This is a genomic window from Escherichia sp. TW14182 (assembly GCF_000208525.1).
Classification (GTDB): domain Bacteria; phylum Pseudomonadota; class Gammaproteobacteria; order Enterobacterales; family Enterobacteriaceae; genus Escherichia; species Escherichia ruysiae.
On the sequence record NZ_AEJZ01000003.1, the window covers coordinates 1 to 22,238 of the forward strand.

The 22,238-nt window shown below is 46.6% G+C and carries 22 protein-coding genes and 1 pseudogene; 15 read left to right on the forward strand and 8 right to left on the reverse strand.

The features are described from left to right. From EQY_RS0100250 to EQY_RS0100280, 7 genes and pseudogenes are all read left to right on the forward strand, one after another. A pseudogene (locus tag EQY_RS0100250) lies at nt 1–188 on the forward strand (lipopolysaccharide biosynthesis protein); the annotation flags it as partial. 43 nt (nt 189–231) lie between these two features. Beyond that, nucleotides 232–1,311, forward strand: a complete 1,080-nt coding sequence (gene waaB / locus EQY_RS0100255; protein WP_000683965.1) for a lipopolysaccharide 1,6-galactosyltransferase — start codon at nt 232–234, stop codon at nt 1,309–1,311. After that, complete coding sequence (gene waaO / locus EQY_RS0100260; RefSeq protein ID WP_001188024.1) at nt 1,311–2,330, forward strand: lipopolysaccharide 3-alpha-galactosyltransferase; 1,020 nt, start codon at nt 1,311–1,313, stop codon at nt 2,328–2,330. The genes waaB and waaO overlap by 1 nt, the downstream gene beginning before the upstream one ends. 38 nt (nt 2,331–2,368) lie before the next feature. Further along, nucleotides 2,369–3,385: a lipopolysaccharide 1,2-glucosyltransferase RfaJ gene (gene rfaJ / locus EQY_RS0100265; RefSeq protein WP_000376847.1), complete on the forward strand. Its 1,017-nt coding sequence runs from the start codon at nt 2,369–2,371 to the stop codon at nt 3,383–3,385. 17 nt (nt 3,386–3,402) lie between these two features. Continuing rightward, complete coding sequence (gene rfaY, locus EQY_RS0100270) at nt 3,403–4,101, forward strand: lipopolysaccharide core heptose(II) kinase RfaY (protein ID WP_000615184.1); 699 nt, start codon at nt 3,403–3,405, stop codon at nt 4,099–4,101. Between the two features lie 73 nt (nt 4,102–4,174). Next, on the forward strand, nt 4,175–4,978 hold the full coding sequence (gene waaZ / locus EQY_RS0100275; RefSeq protein WP_000790311.1) for a 3-deoxy-D-manno-oct-2-ulosonate III transferase WaaZ: 804 nt from the start codon (nt 4,175–4,177) through the stop codon (nt 4,976–4,978). A 56-nt stretch (nt 4,979–5,034) separates the two neighbouring features. Further along, nucleotides 5,035–6,177, forward strand: a complete 1,143-nt coding sequence (locus EQY_RS0100280) for a lipopolysaccharide N-acetylglucosaminyltransferase (protein ID WP_000591809.1) — start codon at nt 5,035–5,037, stop codon at nt 6,175–6,177. A gap of 53 nt (nt 6,178–6,230) precedes the next feature. Here EQY_RS0100280 and rfaL read toward each other — a convergent pair whose 3' ends face one another. Genes rfaL through rfaD form a run of 4 tightly spaced genes read right to left on the reverse strand, consistent with a single transcriptional unit; the run spans nt 6,231 to nt 10,428 of the window. Next, a complete protein-coding gene (rfaL, locus tag EQY_RS0100285) occupies nt 6,231–7,448 on the reverse strand; it encodes an O-antigen ligase RfaL (protein WP_000954421.1) in 1,218 nt (405 codons plus the stop codon). Nucleotides 7,449–7,486: 38 nt separating this feature from the next. Continuing rightward, nucleotides 7,487–8,443: a lipopolysaccharide heptosyltransferase RfaC gene (gene rfaC, locus EQY_RS0100290; protein ID WP_001264626.1), complete on the reverse strand. Its 957-nt coding sequence runs from the start codon at nt 8,441–8,443 to the stop codon at nt 7,487–7,489. Between the two features lie 3 nt (nt 8,444–8,446). Continuing rightward, nucleotides 8,447–9,493, reverse strand: coding sequence for an ADP-heptose--LPS heptosyltransferase RfaF (gene rfaF / locus EQY_RS0100295; protein ID WP_000699258.1), 1,047 nt, complete (start codon nt 9,491–9,493; stop codon nt 8,447–8,449). 2 nt (nt 9,494–9,495) lie between these two features. Continuing rightward, nucleotides 9,496–10,428, reverse strand: a complete 933-nt coding sequence (gene rfaD, locus EQY_RS0100300; protein ID WP_000587764.1) for an ADP-glyceromanno-heptose 6-epimerase — start codon at nt 10,426–10,428, stop codon at nt 9,496–9,498. A gap of 213 nt (nt 10,429–10,641) precedes the next feature. Between rfaD and kbl the strand changes: the two genes are divergently transcribed. From kbl to waaH, 3 genes are all read left to right on the forward strand, one after another. Beyond that, complete coding sequence (gene kbl, locus EQY_RS0100305) at nt 10,642–11,838, forward strand: glycine C-acetyltransferase (RefSeq protein WP_001213853.1); 1,197 nt, start codon at nt 10,642–10,644, stop codon at nt 11,836–11,838. A gap of 13 nt (nt 11,839–11,851) precedes the next feature. Beyond that, the gene (tdh, locus tag EQY_RS0100310) at nt 11,852–12,877 is read left to right on the forward strand and encodes an L-threonine 3-dehydrogenase (protein ID WP_000646026.1); all 1,026 of its coding nucleotides are present in this window, start codon (nt 11,852–11,854) and stop codon (nt 12,875–12,877) included. Between the two features lie 238 nt (nt 12,878–13,115). Beyond that, nucleotides 13,116–14,150, forward strand: coding sequence for a UDP-glucuronate:LPS(HepIII) glycosyltransferase (gene waaH, locus EQY_RS0100315; RefSeq protein WP_000982070.1), 1,035 nt, complete (start codon nt 13,116–13,118; stop codon nt 14,148–14,150). Here the strand turns inward: waaH and EQY_RS0100320 are convergent. From EQY_RS0100320 to gpmM, 3 genes are read right to left on the reverse strand one after another with little or no spacing between them, the layout of a single operon-like run. After that, nucleotides 14,137–15,096 (reverse strand): divergent polysaccharide deacetylase family protein, encoded by a 960-nt coding sequence (locus tag EQY_RS0100320; RefSeq protein ID WP_000483819.1) that lies wholly within the window; start codon nt 15,094–15,096, stop codon nt 14,137–14,139. The two genes, waaH and EQY_RS0100320, sit on opposite strands and share 14 nt — an antisense overlap. A gap of 3 nt (nt 15,097–15,099) precedes the next feature. Next, nucleotides 15,100–16,359, reverse strand: coding sequence for a murein hydrolase activator EnvC (gene envC, locus EQY_RS0100325; RefSeq protein WP_016159958.1), 1,260 nt, complete (start codon nt 16,357–16,359; stop codon nt 15,100–15,102). 33 nt (nt 16,360–16,392) lie between these two features. After that, the gene (gene gpmM, locus EQY_RS0100330; protein ID WP_010344487.1) at nt 16,393–17,937 is read right to left on the reverse strand and encodes a 2,3-bisphosphoglycerate-independent phosphoglycerate mutase; all 1,545 of its coding nucleotides are present in this window, start codon (nt 17,935–17,937) and stop codon (nt 16,393–16,395) included. Nucleotides 17,938–18,179: 242 nt separating this feature from the next. Here gpmM and EQY_RS0100335 point away from each other — a divergent pair, with 242 nt between their 5' ends. From EQY_RS0100335 to cysE, 5 genes are all read left to right on the forward strand, one after another. Then, nucleotides 18,180–18,611 (forward strand): rhodanese-like domain-containing protein, encoded by a 432-nt coding sequence (locus tag EQY_RS0100335; protein WP_001156181.1) that lies wholly within the window; start codon nt 18,180–18,182, stop codon nt 18,609–18,611. 141 nt (nt 18,612–18,752) lie between these two features. Then, nucleotides 18,753–19,004, forward strand: a complete 252-nt coding sequence (grxC, locus tag EQY_RS0100340; protein WP_000024392.1) for a glutaredoxin 3 — start codon at nt 18,753–18,755, stop codon at nt 19,002–19,004. 62 nt (nt 19,005–19,066) lie between these two features. Then, entirely contained in the window at nt 19,067–19,534 is a 468-nt protein-coding gene (gene secB / locus EQY_RS0100345; RefSeq protein WP_000003377.1) for a protein-export chaperone SecB, read from the forward strand. Then, nucleotides 19,534–20,553 carry an NAD(P)H-dependent glycerol-3-phosphate dehydrogenase gene (gene gpsA / locus EQY_RS0100350; protein ID WP_001076187.1) on the forward strand — a complete coding sequence of 340 codons (1,020 nt, stop codon included), beginning with the start codon at nt 19,534–19,536 and terminating at the stop codon, nt 20,551–20,553. The genes secB and gpsA overlap by 1 nt, the downstream gene beginning before the upstream one ends. Before the next feature lie 79 nt (nt 20,554–20,632). Then, nucleotides 20,633–21,454, forward strand: coding sequence for a serine O-acetyltransferase (gene cysE, locus EQY_RS0100355; RefSeq protein WP_001277569.1), 822 nt, complete (start codon nt 20,633–20,635; stop codon nt 21,452–21,454). 56 nt (nt 21,455–21,510) lie between these two features. Here the strand turns inward: cysE and trmL are convergent, their stop codons facing one another. Beyond that, nucleotides 21,511–21,984, reverse strand: a complete 474-nt coding sequence (trmL, locus tag EQY_RS0100360; protein WP_000932360.1) for a tRNA (uridine(34)/cytosine(34)/5-carboxymethylaminomethyluridine(34)-2'-O)-methyltransferase TrmL — start codon at nt 21,982–21,984, stop codon at nt 21,511–21,513. Nucleotides 21,985–22,238: the final 254 nt, after the last annotated feature.

Consider the following 22,238-nt stretch of genomic DNA (forward strand, 5'->3'; position numbering starts at 1 on the left):
ACAATATAAATATACTTGATTCAGAAATCTATAGTGAGTCTCGCTTTTTTATAATAGGTCATGATGATTGGGATAAGTTAGAGTATTTTATTAACTCATCTGTTAAACCAATGGATTATGATAGTTTATATAAATTCAGTCCTGATAAAATGATGTCAACAATTGTTTCTGATTTTATAGACAAATAAAACCGTTAAAACAGTGAGTTTTACTCAATTAATGAGAGTTCCTATGAAAATAGCGTTTATCGGCGAAGCTGTTTCAGGGTTTGGTGGTATGGAAACAGTCATTCGAGATGTTATTACCACCTTCAGACAACAACATATCCAAAGTGAAATGTTTTTCTTTTGCCGGAATGACAAAATGGATAAGGGATGGCTGGAAGGTATTAAGTACTCGTGTTCATTTTCCAACATTCGCTTAGGTTTTTTACGTCGCGCGAAGCATATTCATGCTTTAAGCAAATGGCTTCAGAATTATCAGCCAGATGTTGTTATTTGTATTGATGTGATCTCATGTTTGTATGCGGAAAAAGCGCGTAAAAAATCTGGAGTTGATGTACCTGTATTTTCATGGCCGCATTTTTCTTTAGATCATAAAAAACATGCTGAATATATCACCTGTGCCGACTATCATTTAGCAATCAGCTCCGGTATTAAACAACAAATGATTAACCGGGGTGTACCAGAACCGACGATAAACGTTATTTTTAACCCTGTCGAAGCGAAAGATTCAGTCATTCCAGCACCCGAAGAAGGCGAAACGGCAACCTTCATTTATGTCGGACGCATGAAATTCGAAGGTCAGAAACGAGTAAAAGATCTGCTTGATGGCTTATCACAAGTGCAAGGTGACTGGAAACTTCATGTATTGGGTGATGGTTCCGATTTCGAAAAATGCCAGGCTTATGGTAGAGAGTTAAATATTGATGATCGAATTGTCTGGTATGGTTGGCAACAACATCCCTGGGAATTAGTTCAGCAGGATATTAAAAAAGTGAGTGCGTTATTACTCACGTCATCTTTTGAAGGTTTCCCGATGACTCTGCTTGAAGCCTTATCGTGGGGGATTCCTTGTATCAGTGCAGATTGTGTCTCCGGGCCTGCTGACATCATCCAGCCTGATGTTAATGGTCATTTATATCAACCGGGTGATATGACCAGTTTTGTTTCTCTTCTCAATAAATACATAGCCGGTGAAATTCTCATCGAACATGAAAAAATTCCTGCGTCGATCGATAAATTTTACCAGCAGAAATATTATGACAGATTACACAAGATAATTATTTCTGTTATTTCCCGGAGGAAATGATGCAGCAGGTTTTTTTCCAGGAGACTGAGTTTCTCAATTCAGTTATTGATTACAATTATAAAGTAGAAACAGAAAGTCTTTGTCTGGATATTGCTTATGGAACTGACAAGAATTTTCTTTTTGGTTGCGGAATTTCGATTGCTTCAATATTAAAATATAATGAAGGAAATCGCTTATGTTTCCATATTTTCACAGACTATTTTTGTGAAGATGATCGAAAATATTTTGATGCTCTGGCTCAGCAATACAAAACCAGGATTAAGGTATATTTAATTAATGGCGATCGGCTCCGTTCATTGCCAAGTACCAAGAACTGGACTCATGCAATCTATTTTCGCTTTATTATTGCAGATTACTTTATTAATAAAACACCTAAAGTTCTATATCTGGATGCAGATATCATTTGTCAGGGAACTATAGAACCACTTATTAATTTTACGTTTCCTGATCATACAGTCGCAATGGTTGTTACCGAAGGACAAAATGACTGGTGGGAAAAACGTGCACATTCGTTAGGTGTTGTGGGGATTGCTAAAGGTTATTTTAACTCTGGTTTTTTATTGATCAATACTCACCAATGGGCAGTTGAGCAGGTTTCTGCACGAGCCATTGCAATGTTAAATGATCCGGAGATAGTAAAAAAAATAACACATCCTGATCAGGATGTATTAAATATGCTACTGGCAGATAAACTTATTTTTTCTGATATAAAATACAATACCCAGTTTAGCTTAAATTACCAACTCAAAGAAAGTTTTAAAAATCCAGTAACCAGCGATACTATTTTTATCCATTATATTGGTCCGACCAAGCCCTGGCATGATTGGGCCTGGGATTATCCTGTATCACAAGCCTTTATGGAGGCAAAAAATGCTTCGCCATGGAAGAATACGGCGTTGCTGAAACCAAACAATAGCAATCAATTAAGGTATAGCGCAAAACATATGCTGAAAAAGCATAGATATATAAAAGGATTTAGCAATTATCTTTTGTATTTTATTGAAAAGATAAAGCATTAAACTGGGAATCTATAAAGTAATGATATAAGGGTAGCCTTGTGGACTCATTTCCTGCCATAGAGATAGATAAAGTTAAAGCCTGGGATTTTAGGCTAACTAATAAAAATACTTCTGAATGTTTAAATGTTGCCTATGGTGTCGATGCTAATTATCTTGATGGTGTAGGTATTTCTATCACATCAATTGTCCTAAATAATCGACATATTAATCTTGATTTTTATATTATTGCTGATGTTTATAATGATGATTTTTTTCAAAAGGTCGAAAAACTTGCAAGGCAATACCAATTAAGAATCACGCTTTATAGAATTAATACTGATAAGCTTCAGTGCTTGCCTTGTACACAGGTCTGGTCAAGAGCAATGTACTTTCGTTTGTTTGCGTTTCAATTATTGGGTCTGACGCTTGATCGTTTACTTTATCTTGATGCGGATGTTGTTTGTAAGGGTGATATTAGCCAATTACTTCATCTGGATTTAAACGGAGCGGTGGCTGCTGTTGTTAAAGATGTTGAGCCAATGCAGGAAAAGGCGGTATCCAGGTTGTCTGATCCTGAACTAAGGGGGCGCTACTTTAATTCAGGAGTGGTTTATTTAGACTTAAAAAAATGGGCCAATGCAAAACTAACAGAAAAAGCGTTATCTATTCTTATGAGTAAAGATAATGTTTATAAATATCCCGATCAAGATGTTATGAATGTTTTATTGAAAGGGATGACAATATTTTTGCCTCGTGAATTCAATACTATTTATACCATTAAAAGCGAATTAAAAGATAAAACACATCAGAACTATAAAAAGTTGATTACAGAAAACACGCTTCTCATCCATTATACAGGGGCAACTAAACCGTGGCATAAATGGGCAATTTATCCATCTGTAAAATACTTTAAAATAGCGTTAGATAACTCGCCATGGAAAAATGATTCCCCCAGAGATGCAAAATCAGTTATCGAATTTAAGAAAAGATATAAGCATTTGTTAGTTCAGCATCATTACGTAACTGGCATTATAGCAGGGGTTCGTTATCTTTACCGAAAATATTACAGTAAATAACTTTTAATTGGCTTATCATGATTCAGAAAAATAAGGTTAAAGATTTTGTTGTTTTTACTGATGACAACAATTCAAAGTACCTCAATGTATTAAATGACTTTTTGTCTTATAATATTAAGATCATCAAAGTGTTTCGTTCTATTGATGATACAAAAGTCATGCTTATTGACACCGATTACGGTAAGTTGGTGCTTAAGGTCTTTTCTCCCAAAATTAAACGCAACGAGCGTTTTTTTAAATCTCTATTAAAAGGAGATTATTACGAACGCCTTTTTGAACAAACCCAAAAAGTGCGAAATGAAGGATTACATACTCTCAATGATTTTTATTTATTAGCAGAGCGAAAAACTTTACGATTTGTCCATACATATATCATGCTGATCGAGTATATTGATGGTGTAGAGTTATGTGATATACCCAATATTGATAACGAGTTAAAAAATAAAATTCAGCAATCAATTCATTCTTTGCATCAACATGGTATGGTCTCTGGTGATCCTCATCGTGGTAACTTCATTATTAAAAATGGTGAAGTTCGAATTATTGATCTCTCTGGGAAACGTGCTTCAGCGCAACGGAAAGCGAAAGACCGTATAGATTTAGAGCGTCATTACGGTATTAAAAATGAGATTAAGGATCTAGGTTATTATCTTTTAGTTTATCGTAAAAAAATGCGCAATATTATGCGGCGTTTGAAAGGAAAACCAGCACGCTAAAGCAGAAATATCCCACCATTACGCGTCTTCGTTAGGCATTTTTATACGGAGTTATTTATTTCACAGGTTTATCATGAAGAATATTCGATACATTGACAAAACGGATGTTGAAAACCTGATTAAAAGTAAAACATCTGATGATGTTATTATTTTTCTATCTGGTCCCACATCGCAAAAGACGCCTTTGTCGGTATTACGTGCAAAGGATATTATTGCTGTCAATGGTTCTGCGCAATATCTGTTAAGTCATAATATTGTTCCCTTTATTTATGTACTTACAGATGTTCGTTTTTTACATCAGCGTCGTGATGATTTTTATAATTTTAGCCAGAGAAGTCGTTATACCATCGTAAACGTTGACGTTTATGAACACGCCTCCGAAGAAGATAAACTTTATATCCGCCAGAACTGTCTTATATTACGGTCTTTTTATCGCCGGGAAAAAGGTGGTTTTATAAAGAAGATTAAATTTAATATTTTGAGCCAAATTCACAAAGAACTGCTGATCTCTGTACCGTTGTCTAAAAAAGGTCGTCTGGTTGGATTTTGCAAGGACATTAGTCTTGGTTATTGCTCATGCCATACTATTGCCTTTGCTGCAATCCAAATAGCATATTCACTGAAGTATGCGCGGGTCATTTGTTCCGGCCTGGATTTAACGGGTAGTTGTTCGCGTTTCTATGACGAAGATAAGAATCCTATGCCTTCGGAGTTGAGTAGAGATTTATTCAAAATCTTACCGTTTTTCCGCTTTATGCGTGACAATGTTGAAGATATTAACATATATAATTTATCTGATGATACAGCGATTCAATATGATATTATTCCATTTATGAAAGCATCAGAAATTGAAGAGTCTTGTAGTTTGGAAAAATAAGCTAATATCTTTTATACTTTTACGTTATTTTATAAAAATATTGGGGTTGTTTAATAATGATTAAAAAAATAATATTTACCGTCACGCCAATATTTTCTATACCGCCAAAAGGAGCTGCAGCGGTTGAAACGTGGATTTATCAGGTCGCAAAAAGACTTTCGATTCCAGCAACTATCGCCTGTATTCGAAATGATGGTTACCCGACCTATACAAAAGTAAATGATAATTGTGATATTCATTACATTAGTTTTAGTCGAGTCTATAAACGACTTTTCCAAAAGTGGACTCGACTTGATCCTATGCCGTATTCTCAGCGTATTTTAAATACCCAACCTAAAAATGCTGATCTGAAAGAGTCTGTTATTGTTATCCACAATAGCATGAAGCTGTATAAACAGATTCGTGACAGAAGTCCTCAAGCGCAGTTAGTTATGCATTTTCATAATGCTTTCGAGCCAGGTCAGTTAGACAAAAATGCTAAGATAATTGTTCCTAGCCAGTTTCTATTCGATTTCTATTCGGAAAAAATGCCTGATGCAAATATTGCTATTGTGCCTAATGGTTTTTGTTCTGAATCGTACAGACAAAATAATACTGAAGATTTGAGGCAGAAGCTGAACATTGATGCGAATGATACTGTGCTATTATTTGCAGGAAGGATATCGCCAGATAAAGGTTGCCTGATGCTTATGGAGGCTTTTAATCAGCTTAATAAGACACAAGATAACCTCAAACTGGTGATCGTCGGTGATCCTTTTGCCAGTAAAAAAGGTGAAAAAGCTGAATATCAGAAAAAAGTTCTGGAGGCAGCGAAAACTATTGGTGCAACATGCATTATGGTGGGTGGACAGTCACCAGAGCAGATGCATAACTATTACCGTTTAGCAGATTTAGTTGTTGTGCCTTCTCAGGTAGAAGAGGCTTTTTGTATGGTAGCTGTTGAAGCGATGGCGGCAGGTAAACCTGTACTTGCCAGTCAAAAAGGTGGAATTAGTGAGTTTGTTCTGGAAGGAATTACAGGCTATCACCTTGCAGAGCCTATGACATCTGAAAGCATTCTCGCGGATATTAAGCGAGTTTTAGCTGATGCTGACAGAGGACAAATTGCTGAAAATGCCCAGAATTTTGTTTTCTCAAAATATAGCTGGGAACATGTAACTCAGTGCTTTGAAGCACAAATGCAAGACTGGTTTGGTTAAACAATTATTTGATTTTAAGAGCCTGCCTGAACTTAATGTCAGGCAGGCTTTTTTTATTTATTCCGCATTGCTAACAGTAAACCAACAATCAAGCCAATTGGTTTAAGATCAACTTCCTCGAAGTTTCCGCGAATAATATAAAAACCTACAAGAGTTAAAAATAGTAGTAATTGACCATTATAAGGCGTAGCCACAACTTTTTTAAATGTTGCATTAGCTGTTTCTTTGATAATAGAGCCATACAGATAAAGTAAAGCGAGTAGTCCAGCTAAACCTGCTGCAAACCAAATTGACAAAACAACGTTGTGTGGTCCAATAGATTGCCTGAACTTCCATGAAGGAAAATCTACGACACGCTTATTATATATTGCATGGTAAATATCATCGCCGTAGCCATATCCCTTAAGCGGATTTTCCATAATTAATGTCCACGCCGTACCCTGTGTACCATTGGTATAGCGATAAGAACTGTCGGTCTGTTGAAGTTTATAAATAAGTCTATCTTTATCAGCATGATCAGCTTTATAGACAAATACACACGCCGCTGCAACAGAAATGACGATGGACGTCAGCATCAGTAATTTCCACTGACGATTTAAGATTAACCATAGTAGAGTAACAATGAATACAGCCAGCCACGCACCACGGGAGAGCGTTCCTAAAAGCAGAAACAAGAAAATTGCACTAAAAATTATAAAACCTATTTTATAAGATGTTTTCTTGATAAGCCAAAGGTTTAATAATGCAGGAAACAGAAACACCATTGAGTCGGAAATACTACGGTGTTCATAGGTCGTAAATGGCATTATCCCTTTATTATAATCTTGAATATAAAGAATAATTTCAACAAAGCAGCGCAACCCAAGTCCGGTAACTAATGAGTATAGTATAATTTTACCGATGCTTTCATTATCTTCATCTTTTAATAATGCGGGTATAAGTAAACTATATGCCAAAAATCCTTTAAGTACCGTGTTACTGAATTCTTTAAAACTTATTTTCAGGTCAGGTGATATGAATGTGGCATATAAAAGAATGAGCGACAGTGCTATGACACTATAAAAAAGATTATTTTTATAGAGTGCTTTAAATGTTCCTGGAGCACGAGAAATTTGATAGATTACCGTGATGATCATTAATACTGATATGATATGCTTATAGCGGGTAATACCATCAAGGAAAAAGGTTGCAATAAAGAGAAATACCAACGCTTTATTCCAGTATGGTTTCCAGTTCTCTTTATTACGCAGCACCAGCGAGGCTGTTAACATTGCTTATCCACCATCTTAAATAATATATAATGTGTTAATCAGGAATTGATTTTTTTTAATACTGTCTCTGCAGTCAGATGAGCGAGATCTTTATCTGGCGCCCTACAAACCACCTGATTCTTCCCATACCCGCCAATTAATCCCGGATCGGTCGATCCATATACAGTGATATTAGGTTTATCCAGAGCCGCAGTTAAATGGCTTAATCCCGTATCCACCGAAACCACGAATTTCGCCCCAGCCAGCACGCTGGCAACACCTTCCAGACTCATCTTCGGCAATACGTCGACATAATCAAATCCTTCCGCCAGCCTTTTCGCTCGCGCTTCTTCATGTGGTGCGCCCCAGGGAAGTTTAATGCGAATCCCTGAATCTGCCAGCAAGCCAATTAATTCTCGCCAGTGTTCTTCCGGCCAGTGTTTATCATCACGGGTCGTCGCATGAAGAAATACGGCGTATTCGCCAGCATCCGCCGGCGGGTTAGCCAGGAAATGCTGCGCAATGGCATAGTCGCCCTGAGTCTGTGGTTTGCTGTAACCCAGGCTTTTGGCGAACAGCTCACGGGTGCGCTCTACGGCGTGCTGCTGTTTTGCAATATGATGTTTGCGATTGTAAAACAGGCTTGCCAGTGGTTCGCGAGCGGTTTGCCAGTCCATTCCATGCTTAATGCCATGCGCCAGACGCGTCACCAGTGCTGCGCTTTTTACCAGCCCTTGCGCATCAATAATCGCATCATAGTTTTCTGCCTGTAGCGTTTCACGAAACGCTTTCCGCTCCGCTTTAATAGGGGCAGAAAACCACGCTTTACGCCAGCGGCGTATCGCTACCGGAATAACCCGTTCAACGGCGGCGTGCCAGGAAGGGATCTGCGCAAAACCTTCTTCCACCACCCAATCAAACGTTATTCCAGGGATTGCCTGCTGCGCATCGGTTAGCGCGGGCAGCGTATGGAGGACATCGCCCATCGACGATGTTTTGACGATAAGAACCCGCATCCGTCAGGCTTCCTCTTGTAACAACAGTGCGTTGAGTTCTTCCAGTACGCGCTGGGGAGTAATGTCGATCAGACTCTGGTGATACCCTTCTGCGGCATCGCCTTTACGCACTTTGTGGTAGCCAGTAATCAGACGAATGACTCGCGCTTTATGAGAAAGCGGCGGCGTAAAGTCCGGGCTGCTTGGCCCATACAGTGCGACCAGCGGACGATTCAGTGCCGCTGCGACGTGCATCAGACCAGAATCGTTGGTGACAATGGCTTTGCAGGCCGCAATCAGAATAACGGCTTGATCAAGCTGCGTTTCTCCCGCCAGATTACGACACCATGCCTGCTGCTCAGTATTCAGTGCGGCGAGTATCTCATTGCCCGCTTCATGATCTTTCGCCGAACCAAACAGAACCACCTGATAACCTTCATCAATTAGCTGCTTTGCCAGCTCTGCGTAGTGGTAGTGCGGCCAGCGTTTTGCCGGGCCAAACTCCGCTCCTGGGCAAAAGCCAATCATCGGACGTTCTGATGAGAGGGAAAATTGGTTACAGGTATACGATTTTTCACCTTCGCTCACCTGCAATTGCGGCCATAACAACGGTTTTGGTAGATCTTGTGCGGTACGCATTACGCCTTTGTCATAGGCCAGCGCGACATAGCGTTCCACCATTAGCGGCCAGTCTTCTTTATCAAGCACGCGCACATCGTTGAGCAAACCGTAGCGCATTTCACCACGCCAGCCGGTGCGATGAGGAATACCTGCGAAGAAAGGCACTAATGCAGATTTAAAGGAGTTGGGTAAGACGTAGGCGCGGTCGTAACGTTTATCGCGCAGGCTATGTCCCAGCTTGCGGCGTTCGCCGATTTCCAGCGAACCGTGACCGAGAGGCATAGGGATAGCTTCGTTAACTTCCGGCATCCGCGATAATAACGGACGGCACCATGCCGGTGCCATCACGTCGATTATCGCCTGGGGATAGCGCGCCTGGAGCGTGCGATAGAGACTTTGCGACATCATCATGTCGCCAACCCAAGACGGGCCTATCACCAAAATCTTCATAGTTACGCGTCGCGATTCAGCCAGGCCATATATTCCGTTACACCTTCAGCAACGGTTTTGAACGGTTTGTCGTAACCCGCCGCGCGCAGATTAGTCAGATCCGCCTGAGTGAACGCCTGATAGCGGCCTTTCAGTTTATCCGGGAACGGAATGTATTCGATCTGACCCTTCTTGTGATAAGCCAGTGTTGCATCTGCTACTGCCTGGAAGGATTCAGCACGACCAGTGCCGAGGTTGAAGATGCCGGAAACGCCATTTTCCAGGAACCACAGATTCACATCTGCCACGTCGCCCACGTAGACGAAGTCGCGTTTGAAGTTCTCGCTACCTTCGAACAGCTTCGGTGATTCACCGTTGTTAAGTTGAGTGTTGAGATGGAAAGCGACGCTCGCCATGCTGCCTTTATGACCTTCACGCGGCCCATAAACGTTGAAATAACGGAAACCAACAATCTGCGAGTTCGCTTCTGGCAGAATCTGACGAACATATTCATCAAACAGGAATTTTGAGTAACCGTAGACGTTAAGTGGTTTTTCGTATTCGCGGGATTCAATAAAGTCGGAGGTGCGTCCGCCATAGGTCGCTGCGGAAGATGCATACAGGAACGGAATTTCGCGCTCCAGGCAGTAGTGCAGCAGCTCTTTGGAGTATTGATAGTTGTTATCCATCATATACTTGCCATCCCACTCGGTGGTGGATGAGCACGCGCCTTCGTGGAAAATCGCTTCGACATCGCCGAACTCTTCGCCAGCCATAATCTGGATCAGGAAGTCTTCCTTATCCATATAGTCCGCGATATTCAGATCCACCAGGTTCACAAACTTGGTGCCGTCTTTCAGGTTGTCCACCACCAGAATATCGGTGATGCCTTTATCATTCAGGGCCTTAACGATGTTGCTGCCGATAAAGCCCGCGCCGCCGGTAACGATGATCATAACTGTAACCTTCGAATTATGGAGTCAGAGACAATCTCAGACACGAATACTTCTATCATATCACTACACGACGTTGGCTTCAGCCATTCGCCGAAAGTGAGAGTAATGGGCGTTATTTATTCTAAATTTTGCAGAAGTGTTAACGCGTCATCTCGTCGCGACCTATAAGTTTGGGTAATATGTGCTGGAATTTGCCCTGTCTGGAGAATCGCAATGCGTGGAGAATTTTATCAGCAGTTAACCAACGACCTGGAAACCGCACGGGCGGAAGGGTTGTTTAAAGAAGAGCGCATTATCACGTCTGCGCAGCAAGCAGACATCACTGTGGCTGATGGAAGCCACGTCATCAACTTTTGTGCCAACAACTATCTTGGGCTGGCGAACCATCCAGAGCTGATTGCGGCGGCAAAAGCGGGAATGGATTCTCATGGTTTTGGCATGGCTTCGGTACGTTTTATCTGCGGTACTCAGGATAGCCATAAAGAGCTTGAGCAGAAACTGGCGGCATTCCTGGGTATGGAAGATGCGATTCTCTACTCTTCCTGTTTTGATGCCAACGGCGGCCTGTTTGAAACGCTGCTGGGCGCGGAAGACGCCATTATCTCCGACGCACTGAACCACGCGTCTATTATTGATGGTGTGCGTCTGTGCAAAGCCAAACGTTATCGCTATGCCAACAACAATATGCAGGAGCTGGAAGCGCGTTTAAAAGAAGCGCGTGAAGCCGGAGCGCGACATGTGCTGATTGCCACCGACGGCGTGTTCTCGATGGACGGCGTGATTGCCAACCTGAAAGGCGTTTGCGATTTGGCAGATATTTACGATGCGCTGGTGATGGTGGATGACTCCCACGCGGTTGGTTTTGTCGGTGAAAACGGTCGTGGTTCCCATGAATACTGCGATGTGATGGGTCGTGTCGATATTATCACCGGCACGCTGGGTAAAGCCTTAGGCGGTGCTTCTGGTGGTTACACTGCTGCGCGCAAAGAAGTGGTTGAGTGGCTGCGCCAGCGTTCTCGTCCGTACCTGTTCTCCAACTCGCTGGCACCAGCGATTGTCGCCGCTTCCATTAAAGTGCTGGAGATGGTCGAAGCGGGCAGCGAACTGCGTGACCGCCTGTGGGCTAACGCGCGTCAGTTCCGTGAGCAAATGTCGGCGGCGGGCTTTACCCTGGCGGGTGCCGATCACGCCATTATTCCGGTCATGCTTGGCGATGCAGTAGTGGCGCAGAAATTTGCCCGCGAGCTGCAAAAAGAGGGTATTTACGTCACCGGGTTCTTCTATCCGGTCGTACCGAAAGGTCAGGCGCGTATTCGTACCCAGATGTCTGCGGCGCATACTCCTGAGCAAATTACGCGTGCGGTAGAAGCGTTCACGCGTATTGGTAAACAACTGGGCGTAATTGCCTGAGTGAGGATGTGAGATGAAAGCGTTATCCAAACTGAAAGCGGAAGAGGGCATCTGGATGACTGACGTTCCTGTACCGGAACTCGGGCATAACGATCTGCTGATTAAAATCCGTAAAACAGCCATCTGCGGGACTGACGTTCACATCTATAACTGGGATGAGTGGTCGCAAAAAACCATCCCGGTGCCGATGGTCGTGGGCCATGAGTATGTTGGTGAAGTGGTGGGCATTGGTCAGGAAGTGAAAGGCTTCCAGATTGGCGATCGCGTGTCTGGCGAAGGTCATATCACCTGCGGTCATTGCCGTAACTGCCGTGGTGGTCGTACCCATCTGTGCCGCAACACGATCGGCGTCGGCGTTAACCGTCCGGGCTGCTTCGCCGAATATCTGGTGATTCCGGCGTTCAACGCCTTCAAAATCCCCGACAATATCTCCGACGACTTAGCCGCAATTTTCGATCCGTTCGGAAATGCTGTACACACGGCACTGTCGTTTGATTTAGTGGGCGAAGATGTTCTGGTTTCTGGTGCAGGCCCGATTGGTATTATGGCGGCGGCGGTGGCGAAACATGTCGGCGCGCGTAATGTGGTTATCACCGACGTTAATGAATATCGTCTCGAACTGGCGCGCAAAATGGGTATTACGCGTGCAGTTAACGTCGCGAAAGAAAATCTCAATGACGTGATGGCGGAGCTAGGCATGACCGAAGGTTTTGATGTCGGTCTGGAAATGTCCGGTGCGCCGCCAGCGTTTCGTACCATGCTCGACACCATGAACCACGGTGGCCGTATTGCGATGCTAGGTATTCCACCTTCTGACATGTCGATCGACTGGACAAAAGTGATCTTTAAAGGCTTGTTCATTAAAGGCATTTACGGTCGTGAGATGTTTGAAACCTGGTACAAGATGGCGGCGCTGATTCAGTCTGGCCTCGATCTCTCGCCAATCATTACCCATCGTTTCTCCATCGATGATTTCCAGAAGGGCTTCGACGCTATGCGTTCAGGCCAGTCCGGGAAAGTTATCCTGAGCTGGGATTAACACGAATAAGGGCTGGTATTCCAGCCCTTTTATCTGAGGATAATCTGTTAAATATGTAAAATCCTGTCAGTGTAATAAAGATATCGTAATTGCGCTGATCTCTTATATAGCTGTTCTCATTATCTCTCTAGCCTGAAGTGACTCTCTCACCTGTAAAAATAATATCTCACAGGCTTAATGGTTTCTTAATACAAAGTCTGTACAACGTTAGGGTAACTTCAGAGGCCGTCGGTAATTTATGATGAACAGCACCAATAAACTTAGTGTTATTATCCCGTTATATAATGCGGGCGATGATTTCCGCACTTGTATGGAATCTTTAATTGCGCAAACCTGGACTGCTCTGGAAATCATTATTATTAACGATGGCTCAACGGATAATTCTGTTGAAATAGCAAAGCATTACGCAGAAAACTTTCCTCACGTTCGTTTGTTGCATCAGGCGAATGCTGGAGCATCGGTGGCGCGTAATCGCGGGATCGAGGCAGCGACGGGCAAATATGTTGCTTTTGTCGATGCTGATGATGAAGTCTATCCCACCATGTACGAAACGCTGATGACAATGGCGTTAGAGGACGATCTCGATGTGGCGCAGTGCAATGCTGACTGGTGTTTTCGTGAAACGGGGGAAACCTGGCAATCCATCCCCACCGATCGCCTTCGCTCAACCGGCGTATTAACCGGCCCGGACTGGCTGCGGATGGGACTTTCTTCTCGCCGCTGGACTCACGTTGTCTGGATGGGTGTTTATCGCCGAGATGTTATTGTAAAAAATAACATTAAATTTATTGCTGGATTGCATCATCAGGATATTGTCTGGACAACAGAATTTATGTTTAACGCGCTGCGTGCGCGATATACCGAACAATCGTTATATAAATATTATCTGCATAATACGTCAGTGAGTCGGTTGAATCGACAAGGAAATAAAAATCTTAATTATCAACGGCACTATATTAAAATTACCCGCCTGCTGGAGAAATTAAATAGAAATTATGCCGACAAAATTATGATTTATCCGGAATTTCATCAACAAATAACTTACGAAGCATTGCGCGTTTGCCATGCGGTGCGCAAAGAACCGGATATTATTACCCGCCAGCGGATGATTGCCGAGATATTTACTTCCGGCATGTATAAGCGTCTGATTACTAATGTCCGCAGCGTAAAGGTGGGTTATCAGGCATTACTGTGGTCTTTCCGCTTATGGCAATGGCGCGACAAAACACGGTCGCACCATCGCATTACGCGCAGCGCCTTTAATTTGCGCTAGCGTTAAACTTCGCCGCTTCGGGCTGTTTGCCCCAGCCCTGCCACTGATGCTGGAAGTAAACGATCAGCGTGCTCTGGCTGATGCTTTCGCTTAATACTTCAAAGAAGCGATTAGCATAAACCGGTTCCAGCGGTTTCTTCGGTTTACACAGCTTCACTCCACGGAACGGATTACGCGGTGCGTCGGGCACAGTGTTCTTCGGCGGTGTAGACGTATCGACCTGCGGTTCATTCAGCAAGCTGCTGGCTTTCACCAGCGTAATGTCTGGCGGCAGGTTATAAACCATCTGTTGCAATACGCGAACTGTTGAAGGGTGAGGATGACCAATGGCGATGGTTGAACCGTTGCGACGCGCCAGGTCAATTGCGCGATTGAACTGCATACGGATGTCCGCTTCGTTCTGGGAATCATCGAGAAACACTTTCCGTTTGATGACTTTTACGCCAGTACCTTGTGCGGCGCGCATCGCCTGGGTATTACCGATAGTCACACTGTCGAGGAAGTAAAGATTGTAACGCGCCAGCGCCTGCATCACTTTCTGCATACCAAAAAGGTTAGAGGTCATCTTGCTGCCCATGTGGTTGTTGATCCCCACGGCATAGGGCACGTTATTGACCGCACTGCGAATAATGCGCTCAATCTCGTCGCTGCTCATCTCCGGGCGCAGCGTATTTTTCTCCAGCGGCTGCTTACTCAACGGTGCCATCGGTAGATGAATCAATACTTCGTGACCGCTGTTATGCGCTTTGGTTGCCATCTCTCTGGCGTGTGGCGAGTCAGGTAACACGGCGACAGAGATAGCGGAGGGCATCGCCAGCACCTGGTTTTCGTTGTGCGGGCGATAACCAAAATCATCAATGACGATGGCAAGTTTGCCAGCAAATACAGGGGAGGAGAGAGCCAACAGAGCGGCAAATGCAAGAACGTTACGACGAAATGGAAACAAAACTTATCTTCCCAACCACGGTTGTGGATTGACCGCCTGACCCTGGCGGCGAATTTCGAAATAGAGTGAGGGTCGACCCTGACCGCCACTGCTGCCCACCAGTGCAATTGGCTGACCCGCGCGAACCTGCGAACCAACGCTCACCAGTGCGCTCTGATTATAGCCATAAAGGCTCATGTCGCCTTTACCGTGCTCAACCACCACCACCAGACCGTAGCCTTGCAGCCAGTCAGCCAGAATCACCCGACCATCGGCAATCGCTTTAACTTCAGTACCTTCAGAGGCACCAATAACCATCCCTTTCCAGCGCAGTTCGCCCTGTAGCTGTTCGCCATAGCGATGCAGCGTCGGCCCGCGAACCGGCCAGAATGCCTGACCACGCGGCGCACCCAGACCACCGGTTCGGGACATCAGCGATTTTTCGCTTTCGGTAGGTTTGTAGGTGGTGCCTTTGCGCGTCGCTTCTTTTTGCCTGTCGCGAACAGCCTGAGCCTCACGCGCTTCTCGTTCAGCACGCGCTTTCGCTGCCGCTTCTGCACGAGCAATGCTATTGCGCAGACGAGATTCGTTAGCGCGCAGTTCACTTAGCTGCTGCTGACCTTGTTGAATGGAAGATTCCAGCCCTGCCAGCGTCTTCTTACGCTCGTTCAGCGCCTGGGTCAGCTTCGCCTGCTGGGCGCGTTGTTCGTATAACAGCGTTTGTTGCTCGCTCTGTTTCTCTTCCAGTTCGGCGCGCTGCATGGCGACTTCTGCACGTGTTTGCTTCAGTTCGGCGATGGTTTCTTGTCGCGCCTGGTTGAGATAGCCGAAATAAGCCTGTAAACGCTGACCGCGCTGGCTTTCTTCACCGCTGAGAATCAGCTGTATACCCGTATGCTCACCCTGGCGAAATGCGGCGTCCAGTTGCGCGGCGAGACTGCGTTCCTGAGCAGCTTTTTGCTGTTCCAGTTTGGCAATCGAGGCGTTCATCTCATCAATCTGTTTATTCAGTTGATTGAGCGTATTTTGCGTTTCGCGCAGTTTACGAGTGGCTTCGGAGATCGCCTCTTCCTGCTTTTTCAATTGTGCCAGCAGGCTTGAGCGTTGTTGCTGTTGTTGGCGTACCGCACGCTCTTTGGCAGCGATATCAGCCTGAATAGACTTGAGTTGGTCGCGGTCATCCGCGTGGGCAGAAAAAGTGCACAACAATACGCCAGCGCAAAGAACGCTGGCGTAAATGATGGGCCTGACTGCAAACCTGCGCGGTTTCGTGGCCCGTGTCATGGTATTAATCGCCTTTCCCCTCATGGGGAGGGATTATTCCACGATGAACAGCGGCTTACCAGTCATCTCTTGCGGGATTTCCATACCCATTAAAGAGAGCATGGTCGGCGCGATGTCAGAAAGTTTGCCGCCTTCAACCGCTTTCACGTTCTTATCGCCAACATAAATCAGCGGAACTGGCAGGTTGGTATGCGCCGTGTGAGCCTGACCCGTAGCCGGATCGCGCATCTGTTCAGCGTTACCGTGGTCAGCGGTGATCAGCAGTTGTCCACCCACAGACTCAACAGCTTTGGTCACTTCTGCCACGCAGTGATCCAGTGCTTCAACTGCTTTAACTGCTGCTTCCATCACCCCGGTGTGACCTACCATGTCTCCGTTCGGATAGTTACAGATAATGGTGTCGTATTTGCCGCTCTTGATGGCAGCAACCAGTTTTTCGGTCAGCTCTGCGGAGCTCATTTCCGGCTGCAGATCGTAGGTAGCCACTTTCGGCGAGTTGATCAGAATGCGATCTTCGCCTTTGAACGACTCTTCTACGCCACCGTTGAAGAAGAAAGTGACGTGGGCATATTTTTCGGTTTCGGAAATACGCAGCTGAGTTTTATCGTTTTTCGCCATCCACTCGCCGAAGGTGTTAACCAGAGAGGCTGGTGGGTAAGCAACGGCAGTTTTGATGTCAGCGGCGTATTCGGTCAGCATCACGAAATCGATGTTAACCACTTTCTTACGCGCGAAGCCGTCGAAATCAGCGTTCACGAATGCACGAGTGATTTCACGTGCGCGGTCAGCGCGGAAGTTCATGAAAATCAGCGCATCGCCGTCTTCCATCGCTGCATCTGGCTGGCCTTCAGCACGGATAACGGTCGCTTTCACAAACTCGTCGTTTTCGTCGCGAGCATAAGCGGCCTGCAAACCAGCAACGGCGGTATCAGCCTGGAACTCACCTTGCGCCAGAGTCAGCAGGTCATAAGCTTTTTCAACGCGATCCCAACGGTTATCGCGATCCATCGCGTAGTAACGACCAATGATGGACGCTACGCGACCTTTACCCAGCGCGGCAAATTTCTCTTCGAATTTTTTCAGCGAAGATTCAGCACTGCGCGGCGGGGTGTCGCGACCGTCAAGGAATGCGTGCAGGTAGATTTTCTCTGCACCACGTTCAGCCGCCAGCTCTACCATCGCCATGATGTGATCTTCGTGGCTGTGTACGCCGCCTGCGGAGAGCAGACCCATAATGTGTACCGCTTTGCCCGCGTTTTTCGCTTTATCTACCGCACCAGTCAGCACCGGGTTAGCGAAGAAAGCGCGATCTTTGATTTCAACGTCCAGACGAGTCAGGTCCTGATACACGATGCGGCCGGCACCCAGGTTAACGTGGCCTACTTCGGAGTTACCCATCTGACGGTCAGGCAGACCGACTTCCAGACCGGAAGCGTCGATCAGGGTATGCGGACGATTGGCCCACAGTGCATCCATTACCGGGGTTTTAGCACTAAAAATGGCGTTATCCTGTTGTTCTTCACGATAGCCATAGCCATCCAGAATCACCAGTACCATAGGTTTTTTAGAAACCGACATTGCGACAACCTCATACTCAAGAGTCAAAATTTGCGTAATTTTACTACAGCTGAATCGATAAAATAGCCTCTGAAGATCAAAATATACGACCGCTCGCGGCAAGCCGATGCCAGATTTGCAATTTTTTTTCGTAGCGTGCCGCAAAATTGCATTCCGGTGCACGCGCTGGCTGTATTTGCCGCAACGCGCAGGTATACTCCTTCCCTGGTTTTTAATCACTACGTCGGGAGTTATTACCCCCCATGCAAGAAATTATGCAATTTGTTGGCCGTCATCCCATACTGAGTATCGCCTGGATCGCGTTACTGGTGGCGGTTCTTGTTACTACGTTTAAGAGCTTGACCTCAAAAGTGAAGGTAATTACTCGTGGTGAAGCTACGCGTCTGATCAACAAAGAAGACGCAGTGGTTGTGGATTTACGCCAGCGTGATGACTTCCGTAAAGGCCATATCGCAGGTTCTATCAATTTGTTGCCGAGCGAAATCAAAGCCAACAATGTTGGTGAACTTGAGAAGCACAAAGACAAACCGGTTATCGTGGTAGACGGTTCTGGTATGCAGTGCCAGGAGCCTGCAAACGCGCTGACGAAAGCGGGTTTTGCGCAAGTATTCGTGCTGAAAGAAGGCGTCGCTGGCTGGGCTGGCGAAAACTTGCCTCTGGTGCGCGGCAAATAATTTACCTGCCATCTTTCATGCCGCAGGCAGTTAGCTGCAATTAGACCCCCAGCGACTTATTGATATAAGCTTCTGGGGACACTCCATTTTGCAGCCGCCCTGCAATATGAAATTTCAGGGTAAAAAAACAGGAGCTAAGTTATGGCCAATGTTGAAATCTATACCAAAGAAACCTGCCCGTATTGCCATCGTGCAAAAGCACTGCTGAGCAGCAAGGGCGTAAGTTTCCAGGAGCTACCGATTGATGGCAACGCCGCTAAGCGTGAAGAGATGATCAAACGCAGTGGTCGCACCACGGTTCCGCAAATTTTTATTGACGCACAGCACATTGGCGGCTGTGACGACTTGTATGCATTGGATGCACGTGGTGGACTGGATCCCCTGCTGAAATAACGTATTAACGTTGGCATTACACTGCGCAGTATTTAAGGACAACACTTAAGGGTTTTCTACACATGTCAGAACAAAACAACACCGAAATGACCTTCCAGATCCAGCGTATTTATACCAAGGATATTTCTTTCGAAGCGCCGAACGCGCCGCACGTTTTCCAGAAAGATTGGCAGCCAGAAGTTAAACTTGATCTGGATACGGCATCTTCTCAACTGGCAGATGACGTTTACGAAGTGGTACTGCGTGTTACCGTAACGGCATCCCTGGGCGAAGAAACCGCGTTCCTGTGCGAAGTTCAGCAGGGCGGTATTTTCTCCATCGCGGGTATCGAAGGCACCCAGATGGCACATTGCCTGGGCGCATACTGCCCGAACATTCTGTTCCCGTATGCTCGTGAATGCATCACCAGCATGGTATCTCGCGGTACGTTCCCGCAACTGAACCTTGCGCCGGTTAACTTCGATGCGCTGTTCATGAACTATTTGCAGCAGCAGGCTGGCGAAGGTACTGAAGAACATCAGGATGCCTGATGAACCAACGTAATGCTTCAATGACTGTGATCGGTGCCGGCTCGTACGGCACCGCTCTTGCCATCACCCTGGCAAGAAATGGCCACGAGGTTGTCCTCTGGGGCCATGACCCTGAACATATCGCGACGCTTGAACGCGACCGCTGTAACGCCGCGTTTCTCCCCGATGTGCCTTTTCCCGATACGCTTCACCTTGAAAGCGATCTCGCCACCGCACTGGCAGCCAGCCGTAATATTCTCGTCGTCGTACCCAGCCATGTCTTTGGTGAAGTGCTGCGCCAGATTAAACCGCTGCTGCGCCCTGATGCGCGTCTGGTGTGGGCGACAAAAGGACTGGAAGCGGAAACAGGGCGTCTGTTACAGGACGTAGCGCGCGAGGCGTTAGGCGATCAAATTCCACTGGCGGTTATCTCTGGCCCGACTTTTGCGAAAGAACTGGCGGCGGGTTTACCAACGGCCATTTCGCTGGCCTCTACCGATCAAACCTTTGCTGATGACCTCCAGCAACTGCTGCACTGCGGCAAAAGTTTCCGCGTTTACAGCAACCCGGATTTCATTGGCGTGCAGCTTGGCGGCGCGGTGAAAAACGTCATTGCGATCGGTGCCGGCATGTCCGACGGTATCGGTTTCGGGGCGAATGCGCGAACGGCGCTGATCACCCGTGGTCTGGCTGAAATGTCGCGTCTGGGCACGGCGCTGGGCGCCGATCCTGCCACCTTTATGGGCATGGCAGGTCTGGGCGATCTGGTACTTACCTGCACCGACAACCAGTCGCGGAACCGCCGTTTTGGCATGATGCTCGGTCAGGGCATGGATGTACAAAGCGCGCAAGAGAAGATTGGTCAGGTGGTGGAAGGCTACCGCAATACGAAAGAAGTCCGCGAACTGGCGCACCGCTTCGGCGTTGAAATGCCAATAACCGAGGAAATTTATCAAGTATTATATTGCGGAAAAAACGCGCGCGAGGCAGCATTGACGTTATTAGGTCGTGCACGCAAGGACGAGCGAAGCAGCCACTAAACCCAGGGAACCTTTGTTACCGCTATGACCCGGCTCGCGCAGAACGAGCCGGTCATTATCTCATCGTGTGGAGTAAGCAATGTCGTGTGAAGAACTGGAAATTGTCTGGAACAATATTAAATCGGAAGCCAGAACGCTGGCGGACTGTGAGCCAATGCTGGCCAGTTTTTACCACGCAACGCTACTCAAGCACGAGAATCTTGGCAGTGCACTGAGCTATATGCTGGCGAACAAGCTGTCATCGCCGATTATGCCTGCTATTGCTATTCGTGAAGTCGTTGAAGAAGCCTACGCCGCCGACCCTGAAATGATCGCTTCTGCGGCCTGCGATATTCAGGCGGTGCGCACCCGCGACCCGGCAGTTGATAAATACTCAACCCCCTTGTTATACCTGAAAGGTTTTCATGCCTTGCAGGCGTATCGCATCGGTCACTGGCTGTGGAATCAGGGGCGTCGCGCACTGGCTATTTTCCTGCAAAATCAGGTGTCTGTGACTTTTCAGGTGGATATTCACCCGGCGGCAAAAATTGGTCGCGGTATCATGCTCGACCACGCGACAGGCATCGTCGTTGGTGAAACAGCGGTGATTGAAAACGATGTGTCGATTCTGCAATCCGTCACCCTTGGCGGTACGGGCAAAACCAGCGGCGACCGTCACCCAAAAATTCGTGAAGGCGTGATGATTGGCGCGGGCGCGAAAATTCTCGGCAATATTGAAGTTGGGCGCGGCGCGAAGATTGGCGCGGGTTCTGTCGTGCTGCAACCAGTGCCGCCGCATACCACCGCTGCTGGCGTTCCGGCGCGTATCGTCGGTAAACCAGACAGCGATAAACCGTCAATGGATATGGATCAGCATTTCAACGGCATTCACCATACGTTTGAGTATGGGGATGGGATCTGACGTCCTGTGCTCGTGCCGGATGCGATGCTAACCGCATCTTATCCGGCCTGGCGTAACTAATCTCTCAACACCGCTCCCGGATATCCCAACTGCCGCCAGGCTTCATACACCACGACCGACACTGCATTGGACAGGTTCATGCTGCGGCTGTCCGGCACCATCGGAATCCGAATTTTTTGTTCAGCGGGCAGGACATCAAGAATGCTTGCTGGCAGGCCGCGTGTTTCCGGGCCGAACATCAGATAGTCGCCATCCTGATAGCTTACGGCGCTATGGGCGGGTGTGCCTTTAGTGGTGAGGGCAAACAGACGCTGGGGATTTTCTGCTCTAAGGAACGCGCTATAGTCATGATGACGCGTAACTGCAGTAAACTCGTGATAGTCCAGCCCCGCGCGGCGCAGGCGCTTATCGTCCCAGGCAAATCCCATCGGTTCGATGATATGCAGACGAAAGCCGGTATTAGCGCAAAGACGGATGATGTTGCCAGTGTTTGGCGGAATTTCTGGTTCGTAAAGTACGATGTTTAGCATACTGCCCCCTTAGTGCGGGGGCAGGATAGCAGAAAATCGGGGATTAGTGCGGCCTTTTCCCCTCACCCCGGCCCTCTCCCCGGAGGGGCGAGGGAGAAAAGGTGAGGGAGACAATGTAGTGTCGGGCAGGTAAGGTCTTTTCTCCTCACCTTAAAGAAGCCTGGAGGAAAATAGGGCGAGGAATTGTTTTCAGCCTGAGGGAGTACAGACAGCGCCGATCGGTTCCCTCTCCCTGAGGGAGAGGGTTAGGGTGA

Coding starts and splice junctions, on each gene's coding strand:
- cysE (WP_001277569.1), top strand. CDS start 20,633: ATGTCGTGTGAAGAACTGGAAATTGTCTGGAACAATATTAAATCGGAA.
- rfaY (WP_000615184.1), top strand. CDS start 3,403: ATGATTCAGAAAAATAAGGTTAAAGATTTTGTTGTTTTTACTGATGAC.
- grxC (WP_000024392.1), top strand. CDS start 18,753: ATGGCCAATGTTGAAATCTATACCAAAGAAACCTGCCCGTATTGCCAT.
- EQY_RS0100280 (WP_000591809.1), top strand. CDS start 5,035: ATGATTAAAAAAATAATATTTACCGTCACGCCAATATTTTCTATACCG.
- waaZ (WP_000790311.1), top strand. CDS start 4,175: ATGAAGAATATTCGATACATTGACAAAACGGATGTTGAAAACCTGATT.
- kbl (WP_001213853.1), top strand. CDS start 10,642: ATGCGTGGAGAATTTTATCAGCAGTTAACCAACGACCTGGAAACCGCA.
- secB (WP_000003377.1), top strand. CDS start 19,067: ATGTCAGAACAAAACAACACCGAAATGACCTTCCAGATCCAGCGTATT.
- rfaL (WP_000954421.1), bottom strand. CDS start 7,448: ATGTTAACAGCCTCGCTGGTGCTGCGTAATAAAGAGAACTGGAAACCA.
- gpsA (WP_001076187.1), top strand. CDS start 19,534: ATGAACCAACGTAATGCTTCAATGACTGTGATCGGTGCCGGCTCGTAC.
- trmL (WP_000932360.1), bottom strand. CDS start 21,984: ATGCTAAACATCGTACTTTACGAACCAGAAATTCCGCCAAACACTGGC.
- rfaD (WP_000587764.1), bottom strand. CDS start 10,428: ATGATCATCGTTACCGGCGGCGCGGGCTTTATCGGCAGCAACATCGTT.
- waaH (WP_000982070.1), top strand. CDS start 13,116: ATGATGAACAGCACCAATAAACTTAGTGTTATTATCCCGTTATATAAT.
- rfaC (WP_001264626.1), bottom strand. CDS start 8,443: ATGCGGGTTCTTATCGTCAAAACATCGTCGATGGGCGATGTCCTCCAT.
- waaB (WP_000683965.1), top strand. CDS start 232: ATGAAAATAGCGTTTATCGGCGAAGCTGTTTCAGGGTTTGGTGGTATG.
- envC (WP_016159958.1), bottom strand. CDS start 16,359: ATGACACGGGCCACGAAACCGCGCAGGTTTGCAGTCAGGCCCATCATT.
- waaO (WP_001188024.1), top strand. CDS start 1,311: ATGCAGCAGGTTTTTTTCCAGGAGACTGAGTTTCTCAATTCAGTTATT.
- tdh (WP_000646026.1), top strand. CDS start 11,852: ATGAAAGCGTTATCCAAACTGAAAGCGGAAGAGGGCATCTGGATGACT.
- gpmM (WP_010344487.1), bottom strand. CDS start 17,937: ATGTCGGTTTCTAAAAAACCTATGGTACTGGTGATTCTGGATGGCTAT.
- rfaF (WP_000699258.1), bottom strand. CDS start 9,493: ATGAAGATTTTGGTGATAGGCCCGTCTTGGGTTGGCGACATGATGATG.
- EQY_RS0100335 (WP_001156181.1), top strand. CDS start 18,180: ATGCAAGAAATTATGCAATTTGTTGGCCGTCATCCCATACTGAGTATC.